This is a genomic window from Mesorhizobium sp. WSM3859 (assembly GCF_002295065.1).
Lineage (GTDB): Bacteria > Pseudomonadota > Alphaproteobacteria > Rhizobiales > Rhizobiaceae > Mesorhizobium.
Genome location: NZ_NSGG01000007.1, coordinates 262177 through 278047 on the forward strand (window position 1 = coordinate 262177; position 15871 = coordinate 278047).

At 63.5% G+C, this 15871-nt stretch carries 19 protein-coding genes; 16 read left to right on the top strand and 3 right to left on the bottom strand.

Annotated features, from left to right (window positions below):
• Nucleotides 1-6 precede the first annotated feature (6 nt).
• The 7 genes from CK230_RS17585 (at nucleotide 7) to CK230_RS17615 (ending at nucleotide 4781) form a co-directional block, all read left to right on the top strand.
• Entirely contained in the window at nucleotides 7-549 is a 543-nt protein-coding gene (locus CK230_RS17585; RefSeq protein ID WP_095818395.1) for a ubiquinol-cytochrome C chaperone family protein, read from the top strand.
• Between the two features lie 11 nt (nucleotides 550-560).
• Entirely contained in the window at nucleotides 561-1109 is a 549-nt protein-coding gene (locus CK230_RS17590; protein WP_095818476.1) for a DUF177 domain-containing protein, read from the top strand.
• Nucleotides 1110-1239: 130 nt separating this feature from the next.
• Nucleotides 1240-2310 carry a phosphate acyltransferase PlsX gene (gene plsX / locus CK230_RS17595; protein WP_095818396.1) on the top strand — a complete coding sequence of 357 codons (1071 nt, stop codon included), beginning with the start codon at nucleotides 1240-1242 and terminating at the stop codon, nucleotides 2308-2310.
• A 9-nt stretch (nucleotides 2311-2319) separates the two neighbouring features.
• The gene (locus tag CK230_RS17600) at nucleotides 2320-3291 is read left to right on the top strand and encodes a beta-ketoacyl-ACP synthase III (protein WP_095818397.1); all 972 of its coding nucleotides are present in this window, start codon (nucleotides 2320-2322) and stop codon (nucleotides 3289-3291) included.
• Nucleotides 3292-3396: 105 nt separating this feature from the next.
• A complete protein-coding gene (locus tag CK230_RS17605) occupies nucleotides 3397-3720 on the top strand; it encodes an integration host factor subunit alpha (RefSeq protein WP_040983242.1) in 324 nt (107 codons plus the stop codon).
• A gap of 132 nt (nucleotides 3721-3852) precedes the next feature.
• Nucleotides 3853-4392, top strand: coding sequence for a MerR family transcriptional regulator (locus CK230_RS17610; RefSeq protein ID WP_042640150.1), 540 nt, complete (start codon nucleotides 3853-3855; stop codon nucleotides 4390-4392).
• Between the two features lie 86 nt (nucleotides 4393-4478).
• Nucleotides 4479-4781, top strand: coding sequence for a DUF883 family protein (locus tag CK230_RS17615; RefSeq protein ID WP_095818398.1), 303 nt, complete (start codon nucleotides 4479-4481; stop codon nucleotides 4779-4781).
• A gap of 139 nt (nucleotides 4782-4920) precedes the next feature.
• Here the strand turns inward: CK230_RS17615 and CK230_RS17620 are convergent, their stop codons facing one another.
• The gene (locus CK230_RS17620; protein WP_095818399.1) at nucleotides 4921-5529 is read right to left on the bottom strand and encodes a hypothetical protein; all 609 of its coding nucleotides are present in this window, start codon (nucleotides 5527-5529) and stop codon (nucleotides 4921-4923) included.
• A 292-nt stretch (nucleotides 5530-5821) separates the two neighbouring features.
• Here CK230_RS17620 and CK230_RS17625 point away from each other — a divergent pair, with 292 nt between their 5' ends.
• The 7 genes from CK230_RS17625 (at nucleotide 5822) to CK230_RS17655 (ending at nucleotide 12952) form a co-directional block, all read left to right on the top strand.
• A complete protein-coding gene (locus CK230_RS17625; protein WP_095818400.1) occupies nucleotides 5822-6088 on the top strand; it encodes a helix-turn-helix transcriptional regulator in 267 nt (88 codons plus the stop codon).
• Between the two features lie 152 nt (nucleotides 6089-6240).
• Nucleotides 6241-6699 (top strand): YbaK/EbsC family protein, encoded by a 459-nt coding sequence (locus CK230_RS17630; RefSeq protein ID WP_095818401.1) that lies wholly within the window; start codon nucleotides 6241-6243, stop codon nucleotides 6697-6699.
• 246 nt (nucleotides 6700-6945) lie between these two features.
• Nucleotides 6946-8274: an NAD(P)H-dependent oxidoreductase gene (locus CK230_RS17635; RefSeq protein WP_095818402.1), complete on the top strand. Its 1329-nt coding sequence runs from the start codon at nucleotides 6946-6948 to the stop codon at nucleotides 8272-8274.
• Nucleotides 8275-8276: 2 nt separating this feature from the next.
• Nucleotides 8277-9305 (top strand): thiamine pyrophosphate-dependent dehydrogenase E1 component subunit alpha, encoded by a 1029-nt coding sequence (locus CK230_RS17640; protein ID WP_095818403.1) that lies wholly within the window; start codon nucleotides 8277-8279, stop codon nucleotides 9303-9305.
• Nucleotides 9305-10303, top strand: coding sequence for an alpha-ketoacid dehydrogenase subunit beta (locus CK230_RS17645; protein WP_095818404.1), 999 nt, complete (start codon nucleotides 9305-9307; stop codon nucleotides 10301-10303). The genes CK230_RS17640 and CK230_RS17645 overlap by 1 nt, the downstream gene beginning before the upstream one ends.
• Nucleotides 10304-10306: 3 nt before the next feature.
• The gene (locus tag CK230_RS17650; protein ID WP_095818405.1) at nucleotides 10307-11698 is read left to right on the top strand and encodes a pyruvate dehydrogenase complex dihydrolipoamide acetyltransferase; all 1392 of its coding nucleotides are present in this window, start codon (nucleotides 10307-10309) and stop codon (nucleotides 11696-11698) included.
• A 135-nt stretch (nucleotides 11699-11833) separates the two neighbouring features.
• Nucleotides 11834-12952 (top strand): DUF930 domain-containing protein, encoded by a 1119-nt coding sequence (locus CK230_RS17655; RefSeq protein ID WP_095818406.1) that lies wholly within the window; start codon nucleotides 11834-11836, stop codon nucleotides 12950-12952.
• Between the two features lie 63 nt (nucleotides 12953-13015).
• Here CK230_RS17655 and CK230_RS17660 read toward each other — a convergent pair whose 3' ends face one another.
• Nucleotides 13016-13690 (bottom strand): HAD family phosphatase, encoded by a 675-nt coding sequence (locus tag CK230_RS17660; protein WP_095818407.1) that lies wholly within the window; start codon nucleotides 13688-13690, stop codon nucleotides 13016-13018.
• Nucleotides 13691-13777: 87 nt separating this feature from the next.
• Nucleotides 13778-14419: a hypothetical protein gene (locus CK230_RS17665; protein ID WP_095818408.1), complete on the bottom strand. Its 642-nt coding sequence runs from the start codon at nucleotides 14417-14419 to the stop codon at nucleotides 13778-13780.
• A gap of 189 nt (nucleotides 14420-14608) precedes the next feature.
• Here CK230_RS17665 and CK230_RS17670 point away from each other — a divergent pair, with 189 nt between their 5' ends.
• Both CK230_RS17670 and CK230_RS17675 read left to right on the top strand, forming a co-directional pair.
• Nucleotides 14609-15046, top strand: a complete 438-nt coding sequence (locus CK230_RS17670) for a transcriptional regulator GutM (protein ID WP_095818409.1) — start codon at nucleotides 14609-14611, stop codon at nucleotides 15044-15046.
• A 52-nt stretch (nucleotides 15047-15098) separates the two neighbouring features.
• Nucleotides 15099-15866 carry a PTS glucitol/sorbitol transporter subunit IIC gene (locus tag CK230_RS17675; RefSeq protein WP_095818410.1) on the top strand — a complete coding sequence of 256 codons (768 nt, stop codon included), beginning with the start codon at nucleotides 15099-15101 and terminating at the stop codon, nucleotides 15864-15866.
• Nucleotides 15867-15871: the final 5 nt, after the last annotated feature.

Here is a 15871-nt window from a genome sequence, read left to right on the forward strand (position 1 = left end):
CCCTCAATGTTCCAGCGCCTTTTTGGCCGCGAACGCAATGCCAACCGTGCTATCACCGACGCGCTCTACGCACAAATCGTGGCGGCGGCGCGGCAAACGGTGTTTTATTCGGACTGGAATGTGCCGGATACGCCGCTCGGCCGCTTCGAGATGCTGTCGCTGCATATCTATCTCGTCCAGCACCGGCTGCATGGCGAGCAAGCGGTGGCGGCCGAGGTCGCGCAAGTGCTGATCGACGAGTTCTTCCTCGACGTCGATCATTCGCTGCGCGAACTTGGAATAAGCGATGTCGGCGTGCCCAAGCGCATGAAGAAGCTGGCGAGGATGTTTTACGGCCGCACGGCCGCCTATGATGATGCCCTCCGGGGAAACGACCGGCTGGCGCTTGCGGCGGCGCTTGCCCGCAATGTCAGGCCGGACGCTGGCCCCTGGCCGCAGGCGTCGCTGCTGGCGGACTATGTCTGCGATGCCAGCCAAAAGCTCGCCGCGCAGCCGACCGAATCGATCGCCGCCGGCACGGTCGCGTTCCCGGCCGCCGGGACGGCTTGAAGGAGGCCAGCATGAAAGACGCTGAATTGCGCAGCCCGGTATCCTTTGTCGCCAATGTCGCGCGGCTGCCGCAAAAGGGCCTGCCGGTCCTGGTCGAGGCGGATCAGCGCCAGCGCGGCGCACTTGCCGCCGAACATGACCTGCTTTCGGTCGAAAGCTACCGCGCCGAACTGCTTGTTGCATCGTGGAAGCGCAACGGCGTCAAGGTCACGGGTCGTGTCGAGGCCGACATCACGCAAGCCTGCATCGTCACCCTGGAGCCGGTGAGTGCGCATATAGACGAGCCGGTCGAGGCGCTGTTCCTGCCCGAGCAGTCGAAGCTTGGACGCGAGGGCTTCGAGGGCGGCGGCGAGATCATTCTCGACGCCGATGGACCGGACAGTCCGGAAACATTCTCCGGCGACACGATCGATGTCGGCGCGCTGGCCGAACAGTTCTTCGGCCTCGCGATCGATCCATATCCGCGCAAGCCGGGAGCCTCGCTTGACGTCGGCGACGAGGATCAGCCCGAGGAAAGCGAATTCCATAAAAAGCTGCGTTCGCTGCTTGGAAAGTCCTGAGAGTGGTCCGGATTTTGGAAAAGTTGGTTGTGCGCAGGCGCAAAACCGCTATTTTCGCCGAACCTTCGCGAGCCCCCTTACCTTGGCAGGCGTCCGCCGCTAGCCAGGCAAACCGTGAGAAAAACACCGAGTGATCAGGATTTCCATCGATGCCATGGGCGGCGATCACGGACCGAGCGTGGTCATCCCGGCGCTGATGACGGTTGTTATCCGCCGCCCTGACATCCGTTTCGTCATCTATGGTCGCGAGGACGTGGTGCGTCCCGAGCTCGCCAAGTTCCCGAAGCTCGCCGAAGTGAGCGAGTTCGTCCATTGCGAGATCGCGGTGCGCATGGACGACAAGCCGAGCCAGGCGCTCCGCCACGGCCGCTGGAAGTCGTCGATGTGGAAGGCCGTCGAGGCGGTGAAGAGCGGCGCCGCGCAGGCCTGCATCTCAGCCGGCAACACCGGCGCGCTGATGGCGATGTCGAAATTCTGCCTGCGCACCATGGCCACCATAGACCGCCCGGCGATCGCGGCGCTCTGGCCGACGACGCGCGGCGAAAGCGTTGTGCTCGATGTCGGCGCCACCATCGGCGCGGACGCGCATCAGCTGATCGATTTCGCCATTCTGGGCACCGGCATGGCGCGCTCGGTGTTCGGCGTCGAGCGGCCGAGCGTCGGCCTGCTCAATGTCGGCGTCGAGGAGATCAAGGGCCAGGAAGAGGTCAAGGAGGCCGGCCGCATGCTGCGCGAGGCCAACATGGCCTCGATGAATTACCGCGGCTTCGTCGAAGGCGACGACATCGGCAAGGGTACGGTCGACGTGGTGGTCACCGAGGGCTTTGCCGGCAATATAGCGCTCAAGACCGCCGAGGGCACGGCAAGGCAGATCGCCGGCTATCTCCGCGCCGCCATGAGCCGCACGCTCATGGCCAAGATCGGCTACGTCTTCGCCAAGGGTGCCTTCGACCGGCTGCGTGAGAAGATGGATGTCGGCCGCTCCAATGGCGGCGTCTTTCTGGGCTTGAACGGTATCGTGGTGAAGAGCCACGGCGGCGCCGATTCGGATGGCTTCGCTGCGGCGATCGAGCTCGGCTACGACATGGTGCGCAACAATCTGCTTGACCGGATCGAGGCCGACCTCGATCTGTTTCACGCGCGCAACCCGAACGCCCAGGCAAACAGGAAATCCGGCGTCGCCGCCGACGCCGAGGAATAGGAACGGACCTTGATCAGATCAGTCGTGCGCGGCAACGGTGCCGCGCTGCCCCGCCGCATTATGAAGAATGCCGACTTCGAAGGCATGGTCGAGACCTCCGACGAGTGGATCGTCCAGCGCACCGGCATCCGCCAGCGCCATGTCGCGGCCGACGACGAGACGACCGCCTCGCTGGGCGAGGCGGCGGCGCGCGCAGCGCTCGACAGCGCGGGCATCACGCCCGCCGATATCGACCTCATCATCCTGGCGACTTCGACGCCCAACAACACGTTCCCTGCGACCGCCGTCGAGATCCAGAACAGGCTGGGCATGCATCACGGCTTTGCCTTCGACATGCAGGCCGTCTGCTCGGGCTTCGTCTATGCCGTCGCCACCGCCGACCTTTATATCCGTGGCGGCTTGGCCAGGCGCGTCCTGGTGATCGGCTCGGAGACATTCTCGCGCATTCTCGACTGGAACGACCGCTCGACCTGCGTGCTGTTTGGCGACGGCGCCGGGGCGCTCGTTCTCGAAGCCCAGGAGGGCGCCGGTGCGATCACCGACCGCGGCGTGCTGGCGGCGAGCCTGCGCTCCGATGGCGCGCATAAGGACAAGCTCTTCGTCGATGGCGGGCCTTCGACGACGGGAACCGTCGGCCATCTCAGGATGGAAGGCCGAGAGGTGTTCAAGCATGCCGTCGGCATGATCACCGATGTCATCGAGGCGACTTTCGGCGAGGCCGGCATAACGGCGCAGGAGCTCGACTGGTTCGTGCCGCATCAGGCCAATAAACGGATTATTGACGCTTCCGCCAGGAAGCTCGGGATAGCCGAAGAGAAAGTTGTGGTCACCGTCGATTTACACGGTAACACCTCGGCTGCCTCGGTGCCGCTGGCTCTCTCGGTGGCCGTCGCCGACGGCCGCATCAAGAAGGGCGATCTGGTGCTTCTCGAGGCGATGGGCGGAGGCTTCACCTGGGGCGCGGTATTGCTCCGCTGGTAAGTGCCGAACGCGCCGGTTCGGTCCTTGACCTTGCCGGATCAATTACTTAGGCTCTGCCTTTGGCTGTATCGATTTACATTTTCTGCGAGCAGATGGGACGGTCGCATGGGGGGAAAGACACTGACGCGTGCCGACCTTGCTGAAGCCGTTTATCGGAAGGTTGGCCTGTCGCGGACTGAATCGGCGGAACTCGTCGAAGCCGTGCTGGACGAAATCTGCGAAGCCATCGTTCGGGGCGAGACGGTCAAGCTTTCGTCCTTTGCCACCTTCCACGTCCGCTCCAAGAACGAGCGCATCGGCCGCAACCCCAAGACCGGCGAGGAAGTGCCGATCCTGCCGCGCCGGGTCATGACGTTCAAATCGTCGAACGTGCTCAAGAACCGGATCCTGCGCTCGCACCAGAACAGCAAGGGCAAGGGCGGCAAGTAGTTTGCTGGCGAATGCGGTTGAAAACCGCCGGCCGTTTTGACGCTGGGCTTGAATATCGCTTCATAAATCGCTGAAATAAGGAGCGATTCGGCATCGTGAGCCGGATCTTGGTCCAGTGTGGAGGATTGGCCCATGGACAAGAGTCCCGACGCTTTCCGCACCATCAGCGAAGTCGCGGAAGATCTCGACCTGCCGCAGCATGTGCTGCGTTTCTGGGAGACGCGCTTCACCCAGATCAAGCCGATGAAGCGTGGCGGCGGCCGCCGCTACTACCGGCCGCAGGATGTCGAGCTGATCAAGGGCATCAGGCACATGCTCTACGATCAGGGCTATACGATCAAAGGCGTGCAGAAGCTGCTGCGCGAGAACGGCAACCACTTTCTGGTCGCCATCGGCAATGGCGACATGGCGGCCGTGGAGGCGATCGCCCAGCGCCGTCAGGCCGAGCAGGTGCCGCTGACGGCGGCCGCGCAGCCACGCGGCGACGAGGATGCGCTCGTCGGCCAGCCGAAGGTGAAGCCCAGTCGCCGTTTCTTTGGCCTCGGCAAAAGCGACGACGAAGGTCCGGTGCAACCAGACGCTTCAAAGTTGTCGCGTGACAATCGCGCCTTGCTGCAGGAGGCGCTGTTCGACTTGCTGGAATGCAAACGCCTGCTCGACCAGGTTCGTTGAACGGTCATCATTTGCCGCGCGGTCGGGCCGCCGGAACTGGCCCGTCGTCCGTGCGTTAGGCCTTCTCGAAGAGAAGGACAATTGGCATGGCATCGTTTTCGACCCTCTCCGACCTCGACATCGACAAACAGGTCGCGGCGCTTTCGCGGCAATTGAACGACCTCAAGAAGGTCTTGGCCAGGCGTGGTGACGCCTATTACGAGGATGGCCGCGAGGCGGCGTCCGACTATTATTCTCAGCTATATGATCGCCTGCACGAGGCGTTGCCAGCAATAAGGCGCAGGGGCAGGGCAATCGAACGAACGGCGCGCGACCATCCGGCGACGGCCGCCGCCGTCGGCCTTGTCGTGGTCGGATTGCTTGCTGGCCTTCTCATCAGCCGGCGCTGATCTTTTTTGGAACGGCCTTAGAAATGGCGGCCGCGTTTTGCGGCCGCCATTTCCATGCCGTGGGTGGCCGTCAGCGAATGGGCTTGAAAGCCGAGATGATGAGGAGGAGTCGAACCGGCCGGCCGCAGTCCGCCCGGCTTCACATGGGCGGCGCGATGCCGTGATTCCCGACCACGACCCGATTCGCGGTGAGCTTGCCGTCGCCGCCTCGCTCGGCGTTGACGAACACCGCGGCGCCCGGCGTCAGATCTGCCGGCGTGGCCGTGGCGAATGTCACGATCGGTGTGGTCTGCGGGATGGCGATCTGTTTCTTCTGGCCATTGTCATAGGTGAGCGTGACCGTGCGGCCTTCGATCTGCGTGACGTCGGCGACGGTGCCGTTGGTCATGCGGCTATTGGGCTGCAGATCCCAGTCGCGGTCGCCTTCTCCCGTGCCCTTCAGCGCCGCGGGAAAGATCACGACCTCCAGGGCCCCGCTGCCGCCATCGGCCTTGGAAACCGAGGCGATGCCGAGGAAATCGCCCTGCTTGATATCGGCGGCCGATGCCTTGGCGACGCCCGAAATCTTCCAGCCGTCGGCAAGCGTGATCGCATCGGTCTTGCCGTCGCGGTCCTTCACCGTCAGCGTGGATCCAGCAACGCCGACGACAGTGCCTCGAACACGTGCGGCATCCGCCGCCAACACCTGCGTCGCGCCAACGACGCTCAAGACTGCGCCAAGCACAATTGCGAATGATTTCAAATTCATGGCATTCGATCCTTCCGAGAAACGTCCGGCGCAGGGGGTTCCGCTGCCGGTGATGGTTAGGTAACGAATCGAAGCGTCGAAAATGCCGGCGAAACCGGTGCCGGAGCTTCAAAAGAACTTGATTTGGCGCCACGCGATCTTACATGTTGGGGGCTTGCGATACCGGCCGGAATGCCGCTTCACGATGGCGTGACGGCCTAAGCTCTTGGCAAATCATTCGTTAACGAGCATTCTCCCGCCCGTCTCAGGCAACACCATTTCATCAGACCCTGTTTCATCCCAAGGAGTTGCCATGCCCAACACCGCACGAAACGCTGTTTCCAACGACATCATTGCCGCGCCCGGCCTCAATCCTTTGAAGGCCGCTCGCGAAACGAGGGGATACACGATCGAGGAACTCTCTTTGACCTGCGGTTTGGCCGTGGGCGAGATCGTCGACATCGAGGACGGCAAGGACGCTGATCCCGCCAAGCTCCGGCGCATCGCTACCGCGCTGCAGATGCCGGAAGAGGAATTGATTACAGTGACGGCTGCCGAGAATCGGCCCACGCATCAGTAGAGGCGCGAAAAGCGTCCATTCGAGCCCGCGGAGGTTTCGCCCGGCGGGCTTTTTATTGCCTGAAAGACGGAAGCGCTGGCTCTTGCCAACAATGGTTGCGCCATGCGAATCGCCGACCGCTGCTATCCGACAGACCTGACGAGGGATCCACCATGAGCTTGGAATCGGTTCGCGCCTTCTTTGCGCGGCATGCGCCCGACATCGAAGTCATTGTCACCGAGGCCAGTTCGGCAACCGTGGCGCTGGCGGCGGAGGCGCATGGCGTGACGCCGGCGCAGATCGCCAAGACGATCTGCCTGCGCGTCGGCGACGAGACCATGCTGGTCGTGACCAGCGGCATCGCCAGGCTCGACAACCGCAAATTCAAGGACAGGATGGGCGGCAAGCCGCGCATGCTTGGCGCAGAGGAGGTGTTTGCGGCCACAAGCCATCAGCCGGGTGGCGTCTGTCCGTTCGGCTTGCCGGCGCCGCTTCCCGTCTATTGCGATCTGTCGCTCAAGGCCTTCGACGAGGTCGTCCCCGCTGCCGGCGCCACCAATGCGGCGGTGCGCATCACGCCGCAGCGCATGGCCGATCTGGTCGGCGCCATATGGGTCGACGTTTGCCAGTAACAATTACCGCCTAAATATCTCCTTGCGGTCCGTCGAACGGCCTTGGCCGGCATTCGGCCGAGAGCGCTTGCTCGCATTCGGATCGATAGCGGCGCTTATTGTCCATGCCTTTCGCGGCCGCGCTTCGACCAATCCGAAAAGCGTCGACTAACGGTCAAAGAGTTGGACATTAGTCTTGACAGAAATACAGATGTTCAATACCCGTCAAGCAATCAAACAGCATGCGATATGGGAGGAATAAGCGGCATGGCTTCCAATATTTCGTTGACGGGCCTTGCCCGGGATCTTGAGGAACGCGGCAAGTCCGGCAAGCCTATCCGCATCGGCCTGATCGGCTCAGGCGAAATGGGAACCGACATCGTTACCCGCGTCGCCCATATGTCCGGCATAGAGATCGGCGCCATCTCCGAATTGAACCTGCCGGCGGCCAGCAAGGCCGTCGATATCGCTTTCCAGGAGACCGGACACGCGCGGGAAGTGTCGAACGCGTCGGCAATGACCACTGCCATGGAGGCGGGCAAGATCGCCGTCACCGACGATTCCAGCCTGGTAATCGGCAACGACCTGATCGACGTCGTGATCGACGCGACCGGCGTTCCGGCCGTCGGCGCCGAGATCGGCCTGCGCGCCATGGAGCATGGCAAGCACCTGGTTATGATGAATGTCGAGGCGGACGTCACCATCGGCGCCTATCTCAAGAGCGAAGCCGACCGGCTCGGCGTGACCTATTCGCTCGGCGCCGGCGACGAGCCGTCTTCCTGCATGGAGCTGATCGAGTTCGTCTCCGCCATGGGCCACCCAATCGTTGCCGCCGGCAAGGGCAAGAACAACCCGCTCAACATCGACGCCACGCCTCCGGACTACGAGGAGGAGGCGAAGCGCCGGCATATGAATGTGCGCATGCTGGTCGAATTCGTCGATGGTTCGAAGACCATGGTCGAGATGGCGGCGATCGCCAACGCGACCGGGCTGGTTCCCGACAAGCCCGGCATGCACGGTCCATCGGCCACGCTCGGCGAATTGTCGAAGGTGCTGGTGCCTCAGAAGGACGGCGGCGTGCTGTCGAAGGTCGGCGTCGTCGACTATTCGATCGGCAAGGGCGTCGCGCCGGGCGTCTTCGTCGTCGCCGACATGTCGCATCCGCGTATTTCCGAACGCATGGAAGACCTGAAGATGGGCAAGGGCCCGTACTTCACCTTCCACCGCCCCTATCACCTGACCTCGCTGGAAGTGCCGCTCACCTGCGCCCGCGTCGTGCTCTACGGCAAGGCCGACATGGTGCCGCTGGCCAAGCCCGTGGCCGAGGTCTGCGCGGTCGCCAAGAAGGATCTGAAGCCCGGCGACAAGCTCGATGCCATCGGCGAGTATTGCTACCGCGCCTGGATCATGACGGCGCCGGAAGCCCATGCGGCCCGCGCCATTCCTTGCGGCCTGCTGCAAGGCGGCTCGGTCACCGCGCCCATCAAGAAGGGCGAGCTCATCACCTATGCCAATGCGGCGCCCGCGCCGGGCTCGAAGATCGCCGAACTGCGCGCCCGCCAGGACAAGCTCGTCTACGGCACCGTGGAGGCGTGATCATGGCCGGAGCCAGCAAAGCCGTGGCGGATAGCCGGGCCAACCTGCCTTTCGTCTATCGTCAGTACAGCCCCGAGCAGCTGAGACAGGTGCTTCACAAGATGTACCTCATCCGCCGCTTCGAGGAGGGCGCGGAAGAGTGCTACATGCGCGGCCTCATCCACGGCACCATGCATCTGTCGATCGGGCAGGAAGCGAGCGCCATGGGCATCTGCATGCCGCTCGCCGAGGATGACCAGATCACCTCGACGCATCGCGGCCACGGCCATTGCATCGCCAAGGGCGCGGAGGTCAGCCGCATGTTCGCGGAGTTCTTCGGCAAGACCACCGGCTACTGCAAGGGCAGGGGCGGCTCCATGCACATCGCCGATGTCGCCAAGGGCAATCTCGGCGCCAACGGCATCGTTGCCGGCGGCATTCCGATCGCCGTGGGGGCGGCGCTTTCATCCAAGATGATGAAGACCGGCAAGGTGGTGGTCTCCTTCTTCGGCGACGGTGCCAACAATGAGGGCGCCTTCCACGAGGCGCTGAACATGGCGGCAATCTGGAAGCTGCCGGTGATCTTCGTGTGCGAGAACAACGGCTACGGCATGTCGACCTCGACGGCGCGCTCCACCGCGGTGAAGAACATCGCCGAGCGGGCGGCCGCCTATTCGATGCCTGGCGTCATCGTCAACGGCAACATCTTCTCCGAGGTGGCCGAAGCGTCCTTCAAGGCCGTGGAGCGGGCGCGCGCGGGCGAGGGGCCGACGCTGATCGAGTCCAAGACCTACCGTCATCGCGGCCATTCCAAGAGCGACCGCAACCGTTACCGCACCAAGGAGGAGATCGAGGATTGGATGGCGAACCGCGATCCGATCACGCTGTTCGAGACGGAATTGCGCGATTTCGGCTTCATCGACGACCATGGCATCCAGGCGATCCGCGACGCGGTCGCCAAGGAGATCGCCGACGGTATCGAGTTCGCCAGGGCGAGCCCGGCGCCCGAGATCGCCACCCTTGAGAACTATGTTTACACGGAGCATGCGTGATGGACGCCGCGGTGCGTGAACTGAGCTACGCCCAGGCGATCCAGGAAGCCATGGCGATCGCCATGGACATGGACGAGCGCGTCTTCCTGATGGGCGAGGATATCGGCGTCTATGGCGGCGCTTTCCAGGTGACCGGCGATCTGGTCGAGCGCTACGGCACCGATCGGGTGATCGACACGCCGATCTCCGAACTGGGCGGCGCGGGTGTCGCGGTGGGCGCGGCCGTCACCGGCATGCGGCCGATCTTCGAGTTCCAGTTCTCGGATTTCGCCACGCTCGCCATGGAGCAGATCGTCAACCAGGCGGCCAAGATGCGCTTCATGCTCGGCGGCGAGGTTTCGGTGCCGGTGGTGATGCGTTTCCCTGCCGGCTCCGGCACGGGTGCCGCCGCGCAGCACAGCCAGAGCTTGGAAGCCTGGCTCGGCCATGTGCCCGGCCTCAAGGTCATCCAGCCGGCGACGCCGCACGATGCCAAGGGCATGCTGCTTGCCGCCGTTGCCGATCCGGATCCGGTCATGATCTTCGAGCACAAGCTGCTCTACAAGATGAAGGGCCATGTGCCGGAAGGCCACTACACCGTGCCGATCGGCAAGGCCGAGATCCGCCGCGAGGGCCGCGACCTCACCATCGTCGCGACATCGATCATGGTGCAGAAGGCGCTCGACGCCGCTGCGGCGCTGGAAGGCGAGGGCATCGATATCGAGGTGGTCGACCTGCGCACCATCCGCCCGATCGACCGGCAGACCATCATCGACAGCGTGAAGAAAACCTCGCGCCTGCTCTGCGTCTACGAGGCGGTGAAGACGCTCGGCATCGGCGCGGAAGTGAGCGCGCTGGTCGCCGAAAGCGAGGCATTCGACTATCTCGATGCGCCGATCGTGCGCCTCGGCGGCGCCGAGACGCCGATCCCCTACAATCCGGACCTGGAAAAGGCGACGGTGCCGCAGGTTCCCGACATCATCGCCGCCGCGCGCGACCTCGTGAAAGGGGTCCGTTGAGCGATGCCGACCGAAGTCATTCTTCCCAAGGTCGACATGGACATGGCGACCGGCCAGATCTCGCGCTGGTTCGCCGAGGAGGGCGCCAAGGTCAAGAAGGGCGACGTGCTCTTCGAGATCGAGACCGACAAGGCGGCGATGGAGATCGACGCGCCGGCCAGCGGCACGCTGCGCAACGTGACAGGCAAGGAGCGCGTCGACATTCCGGTCGGTGAGCCCGTCGCCTGGATCTATGCCGACGACGAGGTTTATGCGCCAATCTCCCCCCTTGAGGGGGAGATGTCGGCGAAGCCGACAGAGGGGGTCGCCTCAGAAGGCACCGCCCATAAGTCGAGCCCAGCCGAAGCGACCCCACCCGACCGGCCTTCGGCCGGCCACCCTCCCCTCAAGAGGGAGGGTAAAGCCCGAGCCACACCGATAGCTCGGCGCTTGGCCCGTGAGGCGGGCTTGGACCTTTCGGTCGTGTCTGGCAGCGGTCCGCACGGCCGTGTTGTGCGCACCGACGTTGAGGCCGCACTTTCCTCCCCTCTTGAGGGGGAGGTGTCCGCAAAGCGGACGGAGGGGGTCGCCTCAGAAGGCACCGCCTATTTGGCGTCGAGCCCAGCCGAAGCGACCCCGCCCGACCTGCCTCCGGCAGGCCACCCTCCCCTCAAGGGGGACGTTCTGCTGCTGTTCGCCGAAGGCTCCTACGAGCTTGTGCCGCACGACAATATGCGCAAGACCATCGCGCGCCGCCTGGTCGAGGCGAAGTCCACCATCCCGCATTTCTATCTGACGCTGGATTGCGAACTCGACGCGCTGCTCGCGCTGCGCACGCAGTTGAATGCCGCCGCCCCGATGAGGAAGACCGACAAGGGCGAGGTTCCCGCCTACAAGCTTTCGGTCAACGACATGGTGATCAAGGCGATGGCCATGGCGCTGATGGCGGTGCCGGATGCCAATGCGTCGTGGACCGACAGCGCCATGGTCAAGCACAAGCATGCCGATGTCGGTGTCGCGGTGTCGATCCCCGGCGGCCTGATCACGCCGATCATCCGCCATGCCGATGAAAAGACGCTTTCGGTGATCTCCAACGAGATGAAGGATCTGGCCAGCCGCGCCCGCAGCCGCAAGTTGAAGCCCGAAGAATATCAGGGCGGCACGACGGCGGTGTCCAATCTCGGCATGTTCGGCGTCAAGGATTTTGCCGCCGTCATCAACCCGCCGCATGCGACGATCCTGGCGATCGGCGCCGGCGAGGAGCGGGCGGTGGTGAAGAAGGGCGAGATCAAGATTGCCACAGTCATGTCGGTGACGCTCTCGACCGATCACCGCGCCGTCGACGGCGCGCTCCGCGCGGAATTGCTGGGCGCCTTCAAGCGCATGGTCGAGAACCCGATGAGCATGCTGGTGTAAGCCATCCCCGCAGGGCCTTGTTCCGGCTTGCTCTTGCACGGCGGGTCCTCCGATCACCTACTTGTCAGGCCGGCAGCTCGCAGGAATCCCGCCCGGCGCTTGAAGCCGCCGCCATTTCGTTCCACATCGGGCGCAATGAACGGCAAGATGCGGGAATGGTTTCGGAATTGGCGGTGGGCCTTGGCCGCATCGCTGTTCCTGCATGCTCTGATCGCGGCGTTCCTGTTCTTTGGCCTGCCGAGACCCGATCAACTCCCGGAGCAACAGGAACAGCCGGTCAACGTCGCGATCGTACCGCCGCCTGATCAGCCCAAGCCGAAGCCCGCTCCAAAGCCGCCGGAGCCGGCGCCTGAAAAGAAGGCTGAAAAGCCGCCCGAGCAGCCGGTGCAAAAGCCGCCGCCTCCGCAGCCGCGGAAACCGCAGGACATCCCGGTTCTGAAGCCCGTTTTCCAATATGGCGACAAGGATACCGGCCCGCAGAAATCTCTCAACGGCGGCAGCGCGCCGGCCAACGCCCCGTCGCCGGCTCAGGATCAACCCGCGAAGCCGCCTGTCGCATCGCAGCCCGCGCCCAGCCAGCCCGCTTCGCCTGCAACGTCAGAGCAGCAGGCGGACACCAATAAGACTCAAGAGAAACCGGCAACCGTCGCGCCGGAGGAAAAACCCGCGCAAAGCGAGGAGAAGCAGGCGACCGAGGACACTGACAAACAGCAGCAGGACAAGCAGGAGGCAGCTCCGGAAACCGCCGAAACGTCTGCGCCGGCCGAAAAGGCAAAGCCCAAACCTTCCAAGACGATGAAGTTCAAATCGGCAAGAGCGTTGAGAGCGCCAAGCGCGAACCCGGGAAGATCAAACCCCGCCGACGGCGAGGTCGCGGGATCGCCGATCTATTCAGGCCTGCCGGGCGTCCGGAAGCTTTACTCGCCGGGCGCGACCGGCAACGCGCTGGCCACAAGCTCGATGGAGAACGTGCCGCGCGACCAGCGCATAGCCAATCTTTGCGCCAACGTCCTAAACCAGGAATTGCAAAGTGCCGATTACGCGCCGAAATGGCTGCCGACGATTCCACTGAAACAGGGCAATGTTCTCAACCCTCCGCAGGCCGCCTTCAGCACGACAACCCAATGGTACGATCTGAGCTTCCGCTGCGAGGTGGACGCCGATGCGACGCGGGTCCTGTCTTTCAACTTCCGCGTGGGGGGATTGGTCCCGCCCGGTGACTGGACGCGGCGTCGCTTCCCCAGTCTTCGCTAGAGCATGATCCCGAAAAGTGGGAACCGGTTTTCGGAGAAGATCATGCTCCAACAAAGAGTCAGATCAGGCCGGCACACCGAGCCCCGCCAACTGCTTGGCAACCTCGTGCCAATCAGCGCAGACAAAATCGGCACCGGCGGCCTTCAGCCGTGCGCCGTGCTCGGGATAGGTGTGACCGCCGCCGGTATAACCGATCGCGATCATGCCGGCCGCGACCGCGCCATGAACGCCGAAAGGCGAATCCTCGACGACGATGCAGTCGGCCGGTTTCGCGCCCATTTTCTCGGCGGCATAGAGGAAGATGTCGGGCGCCGGCTTGCCGTTCTTCACCATCGAAGAGGAAAAGATCGCCTCGCCAAAGAAGGGCGACAGGCCGGTCACGGACAGGCTGTGGTTGATGCGCTCGACCGAGGACGATGAGGCAACGCAGCGGTCTCCGGCAAGCGCGCCGAGGAAAGGCACGATCCCCTGCGTCGGCTTCAGCTCCTCTGAAAAGAGCAACCTGGTCTCGGCCCAGATGTCGCCGTCGGCGGCGGGTGGAAACTGATGGCCGGTCAGCTCCTTGATTTTGATGATGATGTCGGACTGCTTCATGCCGATGCATTGGGCGATGATGCCGCCATGGACACCTGGCATGCCGTGCTTCTCGTAAACGCGCTCATAAGCCTTGGCGGCCAGCGGTTCGCTGTCGACGAGAACGCCGTCGCAGTCGAAAATCATCAGTCTACGTTGCGCCACGCGCCTCTCCCGGCTCCTGTGCCAATGCGCACATCGCTATCGATAAAAAGTCAGATGTTCAATAGTGGGTGATTCCGTGTCCAGCTCTCAAAGCTGGCGCAGCGCCTCGCTGACCGGCGAGGATCCGAGCGCGCGCTGCATGGCCTGGCGCGACTGGGCGCGGTCGGGCGTGATCCAGTTGGGCTCCGCGCCGAGAAAACGGTCGAGGAAGGCCACGGCATAGGCGGGCATTTCCGTCGCGTTCTCACGGTAGGACCACCAGGTGCGCAGGTCGTCGGCGCATTTGTCGATGCTGGGCGCCGTGCCGAACTCCTGCTCGTGCACGGCCAGGATCGCCGACACGCAGTAGTTCGTATAGAGGAAACCTTCCGGCCAGAAGCGCACGATTTCCGCCGAGCCGGCATTGGCCTCCGTCTCGATCATTTCGGTGAGGCCTGAAATCTCCCGCGCCGGCGCCTGCCGGATCAACTCGCGCAGCACCAATCCGGCGGCGAAGACGATGAAGTCCGCGCGGTCCACGTCAGCGAATCGCTTCTGCGCTTCCATGACCTCGATCCAGTCGAGAAAGGCGCGCGTCAGCTTCGCCTCGTCGATCTCGAAGCGCACACCGAAGGTTTCCGAGACGACTTTCGCGCTGCTGCGGAACGTGGCGCGGAACCAGCGCAGCTGCCGTAGCCGGTGGCGAAGGTCCGGCATAAGCGCGAGTTCATGCCTGAAAGGCAGATCCATGTCTCATATCCCGTTTGACGACAGGCTAGCACAGGCACCGCCGATGCCGAAATCGGCCTGCCGCCTGTGGAGCGTTATGGCGGCTAATATAATACATGTTGACATTCGAGGAAACAAATGTTCTCACTTTCGGGTCATCTCTCCTCCGTTCAATATGAGCCGGAGAAAGAGACTCGGGAGGAAACCGAAATGGCGATCTGGCAGTGGGCGCTGCTTCTGCTTTTTGTCGTCTGGGCGCTGCAATCGCTCGGCGTCTGGCTGCAGATGCGGCACTATTCGGACGTCTTCAAAGGCGTCACCAGCCAATACAAGGACGGCTTCGTCGGCGCCGGCAATTTCCGCGGCCGGCTGGCCAAGGGCACCATCGCGCTCATCGTCGTGACGCCGGATCTCATCGTGCGCCGCATGATGGTCATGAGCGGCCGTTCGGTGCTGACCAAGTTCAAGCGACATGAAGAATTCGAGGGCATCCCCCTCGATCGACTCCGGTCCAACCCTGCGATCATGGGGGAGGGGGAACCCGGTGTGGCCGAGGCCGTGAAACGGGCGATCGAGCAGATCGACCGCGCGCGGTCGGAGCCGGGGAAGAAGCCGGGCCTGGCCGGCTTGAACGTAGCAAGGGCTTAAACGACGCCGGCAGCCGGCTGGGAATGACCGGCAGGGGTCATAAGGAGGAGAAATGTCTGTAATTTCGTTATTAGCGCAGCATGCCGACGTGGCGGTGCACAACCTGCATGTCGCAGGCACCATGGTCTCGGATGCTGCCTGGCACGGCAAGCTCGGCGTCGAGCATGCCACCGATCATCTCGTGGTCTTGGCGCAGGCGACGACCGACAACGCGCCGGTCACCGCCGATCAGCTGAAGGAGCAGCTGAAGAACGTGCAGCAGGAAGAGCAGCTCGGCTGGCTCACCGCGATCGGCAAATACTTTATCGGCATCTTCCAGAAGGGCGGCGAGGTGTTCGCCGGCTTCGTCACCGGCATCATCCCGACCCTGGTCGTGCTGATGACGGCCTTCTACGCCGTCACCGAGCTGGTCGGCGAGGAGCGCGTCCACGGTCTGGCGCGCGGCGCCGGCCGCATCGCGCTGACCCGCTACACGGTGCTGCCGGTGCTCTCGGTGTTCTTCCTCACCAACCCGATGGCCTACACCTTCGGCTCCTTCCTGGAAGAAAAGCACAAGCCTGCCTTCTATGACGCGGCAGTGTCCTATGTGCATCCGCCGCTCGGCCTCTTCCCGCACATCAACCCCGGTGAATATTTCGTCTGGGGCGGCATGCTGGTCGCGCTGCTCGACCTCGAGAAGCGGGGCGTCATCGCCAATGGCTATCACGTCAAGGTGGCCATCTGGTACGCCATCGTCGGCCTCGTCGTCATCCTGCTGAAAGGCATGCTGACCGAGCGCATCACGGCCATCATGGCACGCCGCCAGGGCGTCGAGCTCTAAGGCGG